Origin of the sequence: Rhizobium sp. BR 249 (assembly GCF_047445895.1) — a bacterium.
Classification (GTDB): Bacteria; Pseudomonadota; Alphaproteobacteria; order Rhizobiales; family Rhizobiaceae; genus Rhizobium.
In genome coordinates this window covers 145,464-160,920 of record NZ_JARWKX010000010.1, presented here as the reverse complement: position 1 = coordinate 160,920, position 15,457 = coordinate 145,464, and the positions used below count along the sequence as shown (strand labels likewise).

Here is a 15,457-nt window from a genome sequence, read left to right as displayed (position 1 = left end):
CCCACCTGTACGAAATCCCGATCATGCTCTGGCGAGACGGATGATCTCGTCGAGCACGAATTTCCGCGACTGCGGCGGCGTCAGATTATGGTCGGCATCCGGCAGCATCAGCAGCCGCACGTTCGGATAGCGGGACAGCTTGGCCCCGCGCGGGCCGAAATGGAAATAGACGTGATCGAGCCCGACGTCGCCCTCACTGTAAATCAGCGTCAGCGGCACCTTGCGCTTGCCGAACTGCGCGAAGGAATGCCGGACTTCACGGGCGATATGGCGCCGGTCCGGAAGCAGTTCGAGCAGCGGCGCGACAAAGGGCGACAGACGCCGGCCGCCGGCGATGACGATATTCTGCAGCGCCGACACCACATCCACCTGGCCGCTGATGAGCCGCTTCAGCGTATCGAGCCGCGCCAGGCGCTGGCCGTAATCGTCGAGGCTGCGGGGGACGGAGACGACATGCTCCTTGCGCACCGGCACCTTCGGATCCCAGTAGTAGACGAAGGGATTGATCGAGACGACCGCCTTCAACCGTTCGTCGGCAACGCCGGCGCGGAAGGCGACGTAGCCGCCGCTGCATCGGCCGGCGACCATGACGGGACCGGCGACGAAGCTTTCGAGCAGATCGAGCGCGGCAATCGCATCCTCGGTCTGCGTGCTGGAATAAAGCACCTGCTCCGGCGCATCCGGCCGCGGCGGGCTGTCGCCGACATTGGCGGAATCGAAGCGCAGCGAAACGACGCCTTGGCGTGCGAGCTCGCGCGCCATATCCACCGTCGTCCGTCCCCAGCCGGCATGCCGGTCATAGGCGGTCGACAGGAAGAGCACGCCGTTGCCTTTGATCTCGCCGAGCGGCCGGCTGACGACGCCGACCAGATGATCGTGGCTTCCGAAACGCACGGGCGTTTCCACGAAACCCTCGCCGGCAAGCGGCGCGCTGCCGATCACTGCCGGCGAATGACCGGCTGACGTTTCGCTGGTTGCCGTCTCGAGCCAAGCCGTCAGGGTCTCAATAACGGCCATCGGCGTCTTGGCAAAAAGCGGATTGGTGACGAGTTCGTCGTAGCCTTCGAAAGCCTTCTGTTCTACGTCGGCCCCAAATGTCCGCAACGCATCGGCAAAACCGGTATCCTCGGCCCGGATGGGGCGTTCGAGGATCAGATAGCGGGACGCAGCAAGCCCCTGCGGCGAGGCGATATTGAGCTTGCCGAGTTCGGCGGCGATCTCCTCGGGCATGACGAGCCCGGCGATCTGAACCTTTGCGACAGGCACATGCTCCTTGCCGAGTCCGAGATCGGCGTCGATGATCTTGGACCACATGTTGAGTTCACGCAGATAGGCCCGGCCGCTCAGTACCGGCGCCAGCATGACGAGGCTGTCGATGCCTTCGATCGTGGAGCCGATGCGCTGGGCAAGCGTCGCGCCGAGACCTTGGCCGATGAGGATGACGCGATCGCAGCCGGTGAGCGACTTCAGCTCGGCGGCGGCCGCGCGGATCGAATTTTCCCAGGTTTCCAGGCTTGGCGGCAGCGCATCGAAATCGAGCGCATCGCCGGTGCCGCGATAGTCGAAGCGCAGGCTCGGCACGCCGATATCCGAAAAATGCTCGGCCGCGACACGGAAGAATTTGCGACTGCACATTTCCTCGAAGCCCCAAGGGCTGACGAAGAGCACGGCGGCCGAACGTTTCTTCACGTGAGGATTTTCGGGCATGAACAGCCCGACCGTGCCATCGAAGACGACGGGCAAGGCGGCGCTGCGCCCGGCACCTTCTGCCGGTTCCAGCGAGAATTCGCCCGGCGCGACCTTGGCGCGGTCGGGATCGTCGGGAAGCCGCGGCGCAATGAAATTGATCACATGGCCGGCCGGCCGGCGCAGCACAGACGGCATCTTTTCGAGAAGGGAGCGCATGACCTCCACATCCTCGCGCGGCACGGCGCGCAGCACGCGCAGCGCGGCGAAATGGGCGAATGTGCCGGCGATGATCGCAAAGACGAGACCGATCGGGCCATGGACGAATTCCAGCACTGAGATCGCCGCGCAGGCGCACAATACGGAGGCGAGCGTCACCTTCGTCAGGCTTGCGTAGAGACCCGAAAGCTGAGACCCGAATCCTGTCTGTCTGATCATCATCACCGACATCGCAACGAACACGAGAATGCGCACGAGTGCCGCCCCCTCGGCGGCAAGCCTAGGTATGATCAGTAAACAACCCACTACCATGAGAAGGCCACCTATCACACTGATGTTCAGGCGGGAGCGGGCCCTGTCCATCGATAGAAGATAGAGGCTGAGGATCTGCATGAACGTATAGGCGGGAGCCACGAGCGCGAGCAGCGCGACCACCATACCGCTGCGGCGGAAGGCTTCGCCGAACACGACGAGCACCAGCTCGCTGGAGATCGCGGCAAGCCCGAGGCTCATCGGCAGCACGATATAGGCCATGCTGCGGGTGACGGCGGCGAAGACCTCGACCGGCAAGGTCGAATCGTCGCTGCTGTGGCGCCGTTCGGAATAATAGGGCAGCAGGCTGCCGGTCATCTGGATCGGCAGCTGAAGCGCGATATTGGCGATCGACAGGCCGACGGCATAATAGCCGACCATTTCCACCGACCAGAACTGCTGCAGGAAGAGCAGTTCGAGCCGGTTGAGGAAGATGGAATCGATGATGAACTGGATCGACAGGATGACGGAGGAGGAAGCGAGATATTTCAGCGAGACCCCGCACCAGTCGCGCCGCGCCAGAAGGATCGGCAGCGTCGCGAAAAACAGGACGAGCTGACCGAGCGCATAGCCGACGAGAACCCCCTCGACGCCGTAGAACACGGCGCCGCCGGCGACGCCGGCGAGCTGTATGACGGAGACGGCGACCGTCAGCTTGAAGAAGGTGCCGAGCTTCTTTTCACCGATCAGGTAGAATTTGACGAAAGACCCGATCGCCTGGACGAAGAACAGCGCACCCGTGACCAGGGCGACAGTAGGCGCGGTTTCCGCCCAGTGCATCTCCTCGGAGGTGAGGAAAAACAAGGCGTAGAGCGCCAGCAGCACGACGGTCGAAAACATCATGAAGCTGACGAGGATCGCGGCAAAACCCCGCCGGCGGCGCGCGTCATAGCCCTCCGCCGAAAGCTGCGGCAGCGTCTTCAACAGCGTGATGCTGGAGCCGAGCTCGGCGATCGAGGCGCCTGTCACCACCAGCCACAGCGAAAAAGCGACGATGCCGTTGGCTTCCGGCCCAAGCAGCCGCGCCGTGATGATCGAGGACACGAAGCCCGTCAGCAGCAGCAGCATGCCTGCGGCCGCATTCATCACCGAATTTGCGATAATACCCTTCGACATCCATCCATCCGCCAGGATCGGCCTAAAGCGCGCTGCGATCTTTCAGATTCGCATGCCCGCTATCTCTAATGTGAAAATATTAAAATAAAGCGGAGTGGCGACCTCACCTTAGCTGGCCTGCATCGCCGCCAGCTTCTGGAGCGCCTTTTCATAGCTGTTCTCCGCGAGGTAGCGCAGCAGGAACTCCCGCGCCTTCTCCGCCTTTTCCCGCGCCCGCTCGGGCGCACGGAAGATATCCCTCAGATGCGCGGCCGCGATTTCGGGAGAGGGATCGGCCCAGACCGCACCCGGCAACCCCGCGAATTCGGGATGAGTATCGACGACCGGAATGAGGGGAGAGGCGACGAGCCAGCTATTCTCGGGGTCGCAGAAATCTTCCGTACCCGACCAGGCGGTTGATATGACCGGGGTGCGATGCATGATCGCCTCGGCAACCGTCAGCCCGAAACCTTCCGAGCGATGCAGCGAAAGATAGGCATCGGAAGAGCGGATGAGGCCGTTGATGTCAGCGTTCGAGAGCTTGTCGGTGACGATCCTGATGCGGGTATCGCCGGCGACCGAAGCGATCAGTTCGCGCAAGCCCTCATCCTTGTCGATATTGCCGCTGGCCTTCATCAGCAGGAAGGCGCTCGGGCATTCGGCGCTGAATAGCCTGAAGGCTTCGATGACGGCTTGCGGGTTCTTCCGGTTGATCGAGGAACCGGCGCTGAAGATGAAGCTGACGAGAAAAGCGTCCTTCCCGATGCCGAATTTTTCCCGCATGCCTTCGCTCGCGGCCTTTTCCGTGACGGGATGGGGAACCACGATGACGGGTGCTTTGGTCAACGGCGCGATCGTCCGTCTGGTAAATTCCGAGGGCACGAAAACGGCATTCATGTAACGCAACCCGTTGCGCCACTCCGCCGGCACGACTTCGAGCTCCCAGGCGAAATAGCCGATGTTGAAGGCGCGCGTGAAATTCGCGAGCCCCTTCTTCAGGATGGCGCGCGGCAGCATCGGCGGATTGAGATGCCAGATACGGCCTCCCGGCGGTTCGGTCGAAAGGTGCGACGACACCCATCCGGCAAAGGATTTTTCATCCGGGTGCGTGCTGACGTCCGAGAGCGAAATCGCCCGTCCCGCCTCCGAAAGCGCACCGGCACAAAGCCTTGCCGATTCGCCGATACCGACCGGCATCGAGAGGTAGCCGACAATTTCCACCGGCTTGCGCGGATTGAAGGCGACGCGCGACCGCGGGATCAGCCGCTGCAGGACATGGGCGCGTAAAAAGCGGTATGCCGTTCTCAAATCACGATCTTTCCGGTGGGTTTGCATCGTCGCTCGCGAGCCTCAGCCCGCGAGCCCAACGCGACGTGAACTGCCTAGACTTCTGATTTCGCCCGTCGGCGGAACATCGCTCTCCGTGCCGGACAGCGCGGAGAGCTTGACGCGCCGCACTGGGCCGGGAGCAAGGTGGAACCAGTCGTCGTCGGCCCTGTAGCCTTCGACGTCGATATGGACCGATTGCGCCAGCAGGTCGGTCCTGAGATCGACGACCCAGCTGTCGCCGTCTCTGCCGAGCGACGCCTCGATGCCGGCGTCATGCAGCGCTTTTCCGCGTCCGCAGGGGAAGTGGAAGCTTTCCGCGAGGATGGCGCCGTCGGCGAGCGAGCGCAGGCGCGCCACGCTGGCGTCATGCGACGGCGGCCCGAAACGGAAGGCATAGGTCGTGTCGAAGAAGGCGCCGAACAGCGCGGTCGAGGCAAAACGCTCCGCGCCCCTTGCCGCCAGCTTGAAGGCCATGCTGCCGCTGACGACCTGCTGCCTTCCGTCGCGCAGGCAGGCGACTTCCAATTCCACGTCGAGGGCGGCGTCCGTCTCGTTGACGACATGCACGTCGAGACCGTTGGTTCCCTCGTCGGTGAAGATGGCCTGGATCGGCCGGAACGCACGGCGCATCGCATACCAGACAGGCTTCGGCTCGCCGGTGGAATCGATCACGCCCCAGCCGGGGCCGGGCAGGAGATCCTGCAGCGTCCAGACGAGCGCACCGTTGCAGGCCGAACCCTTGCGCCGCCATTCGGCGAAGGTTTCCTCGATCACTTCGCCGGTGACGGCGCGGGAGAGATCGAGATAACGTTCCGGATCTTCGCGGCGCAGCCGGGCCGGATCGAGGCCGTAGAGAAGCTCCAGGTAGAAGTCGCGAACGTCTTCGAAATCCCACGATGCGCTACGGTCGCGCGGCACGCGCGCTTTCCAGAGCGGGCTGTGGACTGGGGGCACATCGAGATGACGCTGCAGCGTTCTTTGCTGCGGCACATGCGCGAAGGCGAGGCTTTCGGATGCGAAGCGCACATCGGCACGGCGCGCATCCGCAATCGGGCGCATATAGGCGCCGACACCGTAATAATGCGCAATGCCTGAATTGGGCGAAAACGGCATCGCTCCGCCGTAGGGCGAATTCGGAACATAGGGCACGTCCGGGCGCATGCGCGAGACGATGGCCGGGATGATTTCGTCGGTAACGGGCCCGCTCCAGAATTCCATGGGCAGGCCGAGCATTGCCGCCTGCTGATGGATCTCGCTGCCGCCGCAGAGCACGGCAAGCGACGGAGACGCCTGGACACCGTGCAGGAACTCCTCGACCTCGGCATGCACATGGCCGAGGAAGGTCTTGTCGCTGCGGGGATAATCGAAATTGGCGAACATGAAATCCTGCCACACGAGCAGGCCGAGCTCGTCGCAGAGCGCGAAGAAATCGGGCGTCTCGTAAGCCATGGTGCCGCCGATGCGGATCATGTTCATGCCGGCTTGGGCGGCAAGCCGCAGGAACGGCTCGTAATCCGCCCGCCCGCCGGGCAACCGCGCGATATCAGCCGTCGTCCACACCGCCCCGCGGCAGAAGATACGGTCGCCATTGATGAAGAGCGCGAAATCATCGCCATCGGCGCCACGCTCGACTTCGATACGCCGGAAGCCGGTCTGCCCAAGCGGATAGTCCGCACCGTCGGAAACCAGCGTCAGATCGTAGAGACGCGGATTGCCGTGGGTATGCGGCCACCATGGTTCGATATCGGGAAGCTTGAGGATAGCCGAGTAATGATTGTCGCCGATCTTCTCGAAGGGCTGCTCCATGCCGCCGCAGCGCAGCAGCATGACCGGATCCTCCGTATTGCTGTGCAGGGAGACGCTGAGACGGCCGACGCCGCTCTCCTCCAGGATCGCCCGGATGGAGACATTGTCGATCGAGACGGGATTGCGCCGCACGAGCGAAATCGGCCGCCACGGCCCGACCGCATGGATATCGGGGCACCAGCCGGGCATATAGCCGAGCAGCGTGGTGCGGAAATTCTTCAGGCCCGCAGGCGTGATCATCTGCGGCCGCCAGCGCGCGCGGGGGCCGGGCTCGGAGAGACGAGGGCCGAGCGCCCGGAAGCACAGCGCCAGCTCGTCGCCGCCCAAAAGCGTCACCGGGATCTCATGCGCCGTGAACATGCTTTCGGAAAAGAGGATTTCCTCGCCGTTGAGGAAGACGTGGCATAGCGTGGCGAGCCCGCCGAAACGCAGGATCGCTTCGCCGGGTTCGGCATCGAACAGCCGGCAGAGATACCAGGCGTCCTTCGTGTTCAGCGGCTCGGGATTTTCACGGTCGAAGAGCCCGGCTTTTTCGAGCGCTGCCGCAACGGTGCCGGGAACGGGCGCGGGAATGAACTGCGCGGAAAGATGAATGTCATGCGGCACCGCGCAGGCGCCCGGCTCCGTCAGGATCAGGTTCCAGCCTTCGGAAAGCAGGCTTTCCCAGGCTCCGATGCTTGCCAAACGCCCCCGCATGGTCAGATCTCCGGCCTCAGATTCGCTCCGCAAGCGATGCCATCATGGAATCCCATGCATCGGCGGCCGGATCAAGTGCCGCCTGCAGCGGCTCGAACTTCCTGCGGGCAACGGCGCGGGCAAGCTGGAACTGCACCGATTTCGCCGCATCCGAGATGCGCCGGGCATCCTCTGCCGCCGCCGCGAATTCGGGAGAGAGCCAGACCAGGTGGTCGGCCGCCAGCTCGAAATTGGCGCCCACCTGGCGAAGCGTGTTGAAGGCGTATTTGTGGAAGAAGCCGAACGGCCGCTCCGCCACTGCTTCCACCTGCTGCGGAAAGACGCTGGCGAAGGCGCGGATCGGGTTTTCGCGGGGACGCCTGGAGAAATGAAAACCGGCGAGCCGCCGCGCGGTCACGCGCAGATGCGCTTCATCGGCGGGCTTTTCCGGAAACCGCGCGAATTCCGCATAGGGCAGGAACGGCGGATCGCTCTCCGTCAGATGCTGCTGGAACAGCCCATCGAAATCCTCGCCATCGAGCTGGAAATAGCCGGCATTGTGAAAATACTCGACGCGCTTTGCCGCCACATCAAGCCGGTTGATCGCGACCGTCGTCTTGCCATGCTCCTGCCGGTAGGCGGTACCGCGCGTATCCGGCATATAGAAGGAATCCATCTCGATCAGGCAGAGACGGCCCCGCGCGATCTGCACCTCGACATGCCGTTCGACACGGTCGTAGATTGCAAGCTCTGTCGCGCGGATGCCGTAGAGCGCTTCGAGATCTTCGAGCGGCACCTTGAAGAAGGTGAACTGGTCGCCCTCGAAGTCCTGCGCCAGGGTAAAACCCAGCATCGCCTCGGGTGCTGCGCCCGAGGTGTTCAGCACCTCGATCCAGAGATCGACATAGCAGTTGGTTTCCGGCCATGCGCGCTCGCCGGAATGCAGCGCGTGCTGCCGGTAGCTTTCCGGGCTGATCGCCGGGAAGACCGATGTCATCGACGTCATCAGCCCCACAGCGTTTTCCGTACGCTGGCCGGCCACTCCTTCACGTCGAGCCCGTGGTGGTGGAAGAGGGCGAGCGCAATGCGCTCCAGACCGAAGCCGACGCAGGCCGTGTGTGCCACGCTGCCGTCTTCGAGGTTCAGACCCCACTTCAGGCCGAAGGAATCCTGGTGGTAATTGAAGCTCATGCAGGCGGTCGGATTTGCGGCCGATGTGATCGGGATCAAAAGCTCGAACTTCAGGTTCTGGTCGCGCTGGTTGTTGACCATCATCTTGCCGGCACGGCCGAAGAACGGATCGTTGGCGACGTCGATGGTCACATCGAGGCCGAGCTGCTTCATCATCTCGACACCGCGATCCATCCATTTCTGACGGAAATCGGTGACGTGCTGCTCGGTGCCCATGCAGACATATTCGCGCATGCGGAACAGTTGCTGGCGGGCGGGATCTTTCGAAGGCTCATGGCGGAAGCAATAGGATTGCAGATCGAAGAGGCCGCCCGTCTTCGGCAGGTTGCCGCGCTTGGCGACCGTCGGATAGAGCGGATAGCAGGCAGCCGGCGTCAGCACGATATCGGTCGCCTTCTGGTCCTTGGTCCAGTCGTCGCCGACTTCCATGCATTCAAGCAGGCTCATATGGTCGAGCTCGCTGCCGCAGAAACTGTGCACCGTGCCGGCGAGCTGCGGGAAGCTCTTCATGTAACCGCTCTTTTCGAAGAGCGCGACGTTCATCCCGGGCGGGAAACGCATCGCCTCGGCGCCGTCTGCGCCGCCGAACGCATCGATCAGCCGTTCGAAAGCGGTGATGACATCTTCGAACTGGCCGCTGCGGCCATAGAGACCGTCAACGCCGGTATCGATCAGCAGGCCGGACTCGAAGAGCCGGTCCAGAAACGAGGTCTGCATATCCATGACTGTCACCCCAGTAGGCTAGTGTCCTGCTTGTGGACGAGAAGCATGCTCGACGTATTGCCGAGGATGCGGTCGTTCGAGATCATGAGCTGCGCGGAATGCGCATCGCGCAAATGACGTCCGAGGCTGAAGGGCGTGCCGTTCTTGTAGCCCATGATGCCGCAGATCAGCATGGCATGATTGACGATCTCCAGGATCGTCTCGGAAGAGGCGATCTTGACGTTGTTCATCGCCACCGCAAAGCCCATCGACGACAGCCTGTCCGGATCTGATTTGGCGTCTTCATAAGCCTTCAGCCCGGCAACGACGTTGGATTTCACCATCTGCAGCAGGTTCGACACCTCGGCGAGGCGCAGCGCGCCCGGCGGCTGGGCATCCGGCGCCTTACGGGCGGCGGCGCGCACGAAGGCCTGGGCGCGGGCGACGGCATCGACCGCGATGCCGTACCAGACGCCACTCCAGAGCAGATGCGAGGAAGCGAGCATGGACTGCGCCGCGATCTCGGCGAAAGGCTTCGGCAGGATCTGCCGCGCCGGCGCTTCCCCCTTGAAGAGGAAACCGTCGGAGCAGGTGCCGCGCATGCCGAGCGTATTCCAGGCATGCGTCTTTTCGAGTGTGTACTGGTCCTTGAGGAAGGCCGTCAGCACCTGATCGGAAGAGGCTGCCTGCGGATGGCTGCGCGAAGTGATGAGGATGGCGTCGGCATGCGAGCCGTAGGAAATGACGGTCGCGTCCTTTTCGAGGCGGCAGGTATCACCGTCGACTTCGACCGCGCAGATGCTGTTGCGCAGGTTGCCGCCGATGCCGCCCTCGGTGGTGGCCGAGGCGATCAGCAGCTGGTCGGCAGCGATGCGGAGCATGAAGTCACGATGCCATTCGCTGTCGGCGCCGTGTTCGACGAGGCTCGACAGCTTGATATGGTGCATGGCGAAGACCATGGCGCTTGCAGCGCAGGCCTGGCCGAGCATCGAGCACAATTCGGCGATTTCGGTGGTCGAGGCCGATTCACCGCCGAGATGGCGGGGCACCTGGATGCCGAGCAGCCTTTCGGCCTTCATCGCATCCACGGCTTCGCGGGGAAAGCGGCCCTCGGCATCGACGGCATCGGCGTGTTTGGCCGCCACTTCGGCAACGCGGGCGACCCTTGCGACAAGACCGTCCTGCATGATCTTGACGGGGAAGTTCATCAGGCGACCTTCCGGCTGTCCTGGATGATATCGACCGTCTTGGCGATGGCCGAGATGCTCGCGAAGGATTTGCGGTTCAGGAGATTGTCGGGAAATTCGATATCGAACGCTTCTTCGATGCCGAGCATCAGCTGCACCGAGGCAAAGGACGTCAGACCCGCCGCATAGAGATCGGCATCGTCGGCGACCTGGTCGATTGCGACAGGAAGCTTGCCGAATTTGGCTACGAGGTCGCGAATTGTCTTATTCATCCCATCACTCCAAGATTCTCATGATCCCGAACCGGCGTTCATCGCCTTGTCATGGCGTTCTTTTAGTGCGGAAAACAGAACATTCCGCTAATTTGTTGGGTTAAAGATGATTGTTCCTCATAGTTAGGATTTTAGCGATCCCTCCTGCGAAAGCAGAAATACGTATTTGATCTCAATGCCTTGATAAAATTTCATCGCCCGTGCCTAATGTGGTTTCCGGCGTGGCGAGTACAGAAATGACACGGAAAGTAGCGTTTTAGGTCAATCCGCGGGCGGATAGGAATGTTCGCCGCCGCGATAATCCGAGATGGAATAACATCCCTCGCCCGTTGCCCTAACGGTGCTTCCGCTGACGACGGCCTTGCCATGACCGCCTGGGATATCGAGAATGTAGGTCGGCTGGCAGAGACCGGAAATCCGCCCGCGCAGCGCCGCAACGATCCTCTGCCCCTCCTCGATCGTCAGCCGGAAATGGCCGGTGCCCGGCGCAAGATCGGGATGATGCAGGTAATAGGGTTTCACGCGGATCTCGACGAAGGCCTTCATCAGCTCGGCCAGCACGTCTGGATCGTCGTTGACGCCCTTGAGAAGCACCGACTGGCTGACCATGGCGATGCCGTCATCGATAAGGCGGGCGCAGGCCGCGCGCGCTTCCACCGTCAGCTCCCTGGCATGATTGGCATGAAGCGCGACATAAACGGTCTTGCCGCTCGCCTTCAGCGCCTCGATCAGCGCCGCATCGATCTTCTCGGGATCGACGACGGGAACGCGTGTATGGAAGCGCACGATCTTCACATGCGCGATGTCCCTGAGTGCTTCCATGATCTCGCGCAGCCGGCGCGGCGAAAGCACCAGCGGATCGCCGCCGGTGAGGATGACCTCCCAGATTTCCGGATGGCTGCCGATATAGTCGAAGGCCGCCTCCATCGTCGCCGCATCGAGTGTGCCGAGACCCTGCGGCCCGACCATTTCGCGCCGGAAGCAGAAGCGGCAATAGACCGGGCAGACATGCACTGCCTTCAGCAGCACACGGTCGGGATAGCGGTGCACGATGCCTTCGACCGGGCTGTGGGCATGATCGCCGATCGGGTCGGCGCGTTCTTCGGGCGCGACCGTGAGTTCGGCCACATCGGGCACGAATTGCCGGGCGATCGGATCATCGGGATCGGCGCGATCGATCAGCCTGGTGACGGCAGGCGTCAGCGCGATCGCGTAACGCGCAGCAACCGCCTCGAGCGCGGCGCGTTCTGCAGGCGCGGCAAGCCCCGCCTTCACGAGATCGTCGACCCTCTTCACCGGTTTGACGGCATTCATCTTCCATACTCCGCAACCGGCGCCCACAGCACCTGGTCGATGCGCGAAGCCCCCGTCGCCAGCATCACCAGCCGGTCGAAGCCGAGCGCGATGCCGCTTGCCTCGGGCATCAACGACAATGCGGCGAGGAAATCCTCGTCGATCGGATAGGTCTCGCCATAGATCCGCGCCTTCTCGGCCATCTCGATCTCGAAGCGCCGCCGCTGTTCGCCGGCGTTGGTGAGCTCGCCGAAGCCGTTGGCAAGCTCGACGCCACAGGCATAGAGCTCGAAACGCTCCGCGACCCTGGGGTCGCGTGCCGAAGGACGCGCAAGTGCCGCCTCCGAAACAGGATATTCGTCGAGAATGGTGATGCGGCCGAAACCGAGATGCGGTTCGATCTTTTCGACCAGCACCCGGCTGAAAAGATCGGCCCAGCCGTCGTCATCGGCGACCCGCATGCCGACGCGCCTGAGCTCGGCCGCCAGATGATCGCGATCGGTCGAACCGTCGGCAGTGACCGAAGCGAGAAGATCGATGCCGGCATGCCGCTCGAAAGCTTCGGCGACACTGATCCGCTCCGGCCCGGCGAAAGGATCACTTTCAGCGCCGCGATAGGTGAGCTTCGGCGTCTTTACCGTTTCTGCGGCCAGCGCCAGGAGCCGCACGCAATCCATCATCAGGCTCTCGTAGCTTTCGCCGGCCCGATACCATTCGAGCATGGTGAACTCGGGATGATGCAGCGGCCCGCGCTCGCGGTTGCGATAGACATGGGCAAAACACGAGATGCGCTCCTCACCGGCGGCAAGCAGCTTCTTGCAGGCGAATTCCGGCGAGGTATGCAGATAGAAGGGCGCCGTCTGACCGTCCGTCGTCACCGCTTCCGTCGCGAAGGCATGCAGATGCGCCTCATTGCCGGGGGAAACCTGCAGCACCGCCGTATCCACCTCGATGAAATCCTCGCGCGCGAAAAAGCCGCGCAGCGCCGCCTGGATCGCATTGCGCCCGATCAGGAACGGACGGCGATCGGCATGCACGGACGGGGTCCACCAGGGGGACGCTTTCGCCGAAAAGTTCATTCCAAGCTTTCTTCGCCGGAGAAGCCGGTATGGGGGTGGCTATTTCCCGGATTTTAGGTTAGTTGCGCCCCCAAAGAAAAACATTTGCGTCTTCGGGGCGTCTCGACAGTCATCTACGACGCCGAAAGCCGAGTTACAAGGAAGTCTTATGGTCAAGGTCATCGCCTCTTCGGTCCGCAAGGGCAACGTTCTCGATGTCGACGGCAAGCTCTACGTCGTTCTCACCGCCCAGAACTTTCATCCGGGCAAGGGCACGCCGGTCACCCAGGTCGACATGCGCCGCATCGTCGACGGCGTGAAGGTCTCCGAGCGCTGGCGCACCACCGAACAGGTCGAGCGCGCCTTCGTCGAAGACGTCAACTTCCAGTACCTCTATGAAGACGGCGAAGGCTTCCACTTCATGAACCCTGCGAACTACGACCAGGTGGTCGTCAGCCAGGAAACCATGGGCGACCAGAAGGCCTATCTCCAGGAAGGCATGACCTGCATCCTGTCGATCCATGAAGGCATTCCGCTGGCGCTCGAACTGCCGCGCCACGTCACGCTCGAGATCGTCGAGACGGAACCGGTCGTCAAGGGCCAGACGGCATCCTCGTCCTACAAGCCGGCCATGCTCTCCAACGGCATCCGCACCTCGGTCCCGCCGCATATCGACGCCGGCACCCGCGTCGTCATCGCGACTGAAGACAACTCCTACGTCGAACGCGCCAAGGACTGATCCTGGTTTTCATCCATTCAGGAGGCCGGCTCAAGCCGGCCTCTGACTGAAATGTGGAATGCAGGCAAGTTCGATGCCGTGTCCACGCGCAACGCGCGATTGTTCAGCTAAAGCTGCACCCAATTCCAAGAGCCGAATTCAGATAACCTTTCGGACCTCGCTCTCGAAGCTCATGACATGAGCCATAGCGATCTTTTCGGCCTCATCGGCATCCCCTCTGCATACAGCCTCGAGCATGAGGACCTGATCATGCAAGACGTCCTCAAGACGCGGCACCAGCGTCGGAAACCGTTTCATCGCGACATACAGGATTCTCAGCGACAGATTGTGGTAGTGGTCCAGCGTATCGAACAGGAAAGAGTTCTTCGCCACCTTGTAAATGAAGCGGTGAACCCGGCGATCCAGGGCAAGGATGTCTTCCAGCGCCATCGGACCGATTGTTTGCTTGAGCTCATCGATCAGCTGCCGCGCTTCCTGCCGCTCGAACTCGCGCAGCCTTTCCGCAGCTAGCCGGGTCGCCCAGGATTCGATCCGTGCCCGCGCCTCGTAAACGGCGGTAAGATCATTGATATCGATCTTGCTGACGAATGTGCCGCGTCGCGCGCTGACGACGACGAAACCATCATATTGCAGACGCTGAAGCGCCTCCCGGACCGGCGTGCGCCCGACTTCCATGCGCTTCATAAGCTCGGCCTCGCGCAGAAGCGTGCCTGGAGGAAGCAATGTCGTAATGATGTCGTCGCGCAGCCGAATGTATGTCCGCTCCGCCAGCGTTGATTCCGCCGCTTCGTAATCCACTTCGAATGCCGACATATTCACCGCGTTCCTCTCTGTCCATTTCCGCATAGCTAGCGGCTGTTGCGCCTAGAAAAAAGGCGCTCAACGAATCTGCTTGACTTCATATAGTGTCTGCATATTCTCAATATATCAGCAATATATAAACACAAAGAGGGGTTTCAAATGAAACATGCTGAATTGACGAAAAAATCGAAGGCGAATGGGCTCATTGCCTTGGCGATGTTGAGTTTGGGGCTGCTTGCGACGGCCGTGCCGTCCGCGGCCAATGCCGACGATCTGGAGCTGATGAAGCCGGGCACGCTCGTCGTGACTGTGCAGCCCTACATGCCCTATACGGCGGTCAAGGATGGAAAGCTCGTCGGGCTCGACAGCGACATCCTGACAGCCATCGCCGATAAGCTCGGCCTCAAGATGGAAATCAACGTCACCGATTTTCCGGGCATGCTGGCTTCCGTCCAGACACAACGGGCAGACATAACCATCGGCGGAATTGCATGGTCCGACACTCGCCAGAAAGTCGGCCTGTTCACCGACCCGCCGTATTATTCGCCGCCGGCCATGGCCGTAAGCGGCACGGCGAGCTTTCCCGATGTTGCGAGCCTGGAAGGCAAAAATCTCGGCACCGTCACCGGCTATGTCTGGGCGAAATCCATCGCGCAGGTGCCTAACGCATCACCCCATACGTTTCCGAGCGCCGACAGCGTGTTCCAGGATATTTCCGCCGGACGCCTGGACGTCGGCTTTCTCGATCCGCTGCTGATCACCTACCAGCAGCAGCAGCGCCCCGACATGAAGGTCCGCATCGAATACCTGAAACCACCGACAGACGAACAGGTCGCCGCGCACCCCGATTACAAATATTTTCAAGCCTACATGACCGGATTCTACCTTCCCAAGCAGTCGCCGAAGCTGGCCAAGGCCGTTTCCGATCAAATCGACGGCATGTACAAGGATGGATCCCTTGCGGCTTTGATCACGAAATGGGGCGGCGATCCCCAGCAGTTCCTGGTTCCTTCACCCGAGATGGCGGCACAGCGGCGCGGCGTCGACAGGCCCGCCGACTGGAACCCGCCTTCCATCGCGAAGTGAGATCGA

12 protein-coding genes are annotated in these 15,457 nt (G+C 62.0%); 2 read left to right on the top strand and 10 right to left on the bottom strand.

The annotated features are described in order from the left end of the window. Window positions 1-21: 21 nt before the first annotated feature. The 9 genes from QD408_RS12090 to epmA form a co-directional block, all read right to left on the bottom strand. Window positions 22-3,333 carry an oligosaccharide flippase family protein gene (locus QD408_RS12090; protein WP_414139465.1) on the bottom strand — a complete coding sequence of 1,104 codons (3,312 nt, stop codon included), beginning with the start codon at window positions 3,331-3,333 and terminating at the stop codon, window positions 22-24. 108 nt (window positions 3,334-3,441) lie between these two features. Further along, complete coding sequence (locus QD408_RS12085; protein WP_414139464.1) at window positions 3,442-4,620, bottom strand: glycosyltransferase family 4 protein; 1,179 nt, start codon at window positions 4,618-4,620, stop codon at window positions 3,442-3,444. Window positions 4,621-4,662: 42 nt separating this feature from the next. Further along, the gene (locus QD408_RS12080) at window positions 4,663-7,143 is read right to left on the bottom strand and encodes a glycosyl hydrolase 2 galactose-binding domain-containing protein (RefSeq protein WP_414139463.1); all 2,481 of its coding nucleotides are present in this window, start codon (window positions 7,141-7,143) and stop codon (window positions 4,663-4,665) included. Between the two features lie 16 nt (window positions 7,144-7,159). After that, window positions 7,160-8,119, bottom strand: coding sequence for a DUF1839 family protein (locus tag QD408_RS12075; protein WP_414139484.1), 960 nt, complete (start codon window positions 8,117-8,119; stop codon window positions 7,160-7,162). 8 nt (window positions 8,120-8,127) lie between these two features. Further along, on the bottom strand, window positions 8,128-9,036 hold the full coding sequence (locus QD408_RS12070; protein WP_414139462.1) for an amino acid--[acyl-carrier-protein] ligase: 909 nt from the start codon (window positions 9,034-9,036) through the stop codon (window positions 8,128-8,130). A 5-nt stretch (window positions 9,037-9,041) separates the two neighbouring features. After that, on the bottom strand, window positions 9,042-10,223 hold the full coding sequence (locus tag QD408_RS12065; RefSeq protein WP_414139461.1) for an acyl-CoA dehydrogenase family protein: 1,182 nt from the start codon (window positions 10,221-10,223) through the stop codon (window positions 9,042-9,044). Then, window positions 10,223-10,474: an acyl carrier protein gene (locus QD408_RS12060; protein ID WP_003567517.1), complete on the bottom strand. Its 252-nt coding sequence runs from the start codon at window positions 10,472-10,474 to the stop codon at window positions 10,223-10,225. Before QD408_RS12060 ends, QD408_RS12065 begins: the two co-directional genes overlap by 1 nt. A gap of 261 nt (window positions 10,475-10,735) precedes the next feature. After that, entirely contained in the window at window positions 10,736-11,788 is a 1,053-nt protein-coding gene (locus QD408_RS12055) for a lysine-2,3-aminomutase-like protein (RefSeq protein ID WP_414139460.1), read from the bottom strand. Beyond that, window positions 11,785-12,846 (bottom strand): EF-P lysine aminoacylase EpmA, encoded by a 1,062-nt coding sequence (gene epmA / locus QD408_RS12050; RefSeq protein WP_414139459.1) that lies wholly within the window; start codon window positions 12,844-12,846, stop codon window positions 11,785-11,787. Before epmA ends, QD408_RS12055 begins: the two co-directional genes overlap by 4 nt. Before the next feature lie 148 nt (window positions 12,847-12,994). Here epmA and efp point away from each other — a divergent pair, with 148 nt between their 5' ends. After that, window positions 12,995-13,564, top strand: a complete 570-nt coding sequence (gene efp, locus QD408_RS12045; protein ID WP_008528334.1) for an elongation factor P — start codon at window positions 12,995-12,997, stop codon at window positions 13,562-13,564. A gap of 138 nt (window positions 13,565-13,702) precedes the next feature. On the opposite strand, the gene QD408_RS12040 is transcribed toward efp, so the two are convergent. Next, a complete protein-coding gene (locus QD408_RS12040) occupies window positions 13,703-14,377 on the bottom strand; it encodes a GntR family transcriptional regulator (protein ID WP_088683828.1) in 675 nt (224 codons plus the stop codon). A gap of 147 nt (window positions 14,378-14,524) precedes the next feature. Here QD408_RS12040 and QD408_RS12035 point away from each other — a divergent pair, with 147 nt between their 5' ends. Then, the gene (locus QD408_RS12035; protein ID WP_414139458.1) at window positions 14,525-15,451 is read left to right on the top strand and encodes a substrate-binding periplasmic protein; all 927 of its coding nucleotides are present in this window, start codon (window positions 14,525-14,527) and stop codon (window positions 15,449-15,451) included. The last annotated feature ends 6 nt before the right edge of the window (window positions 15,452-15,457 follow it).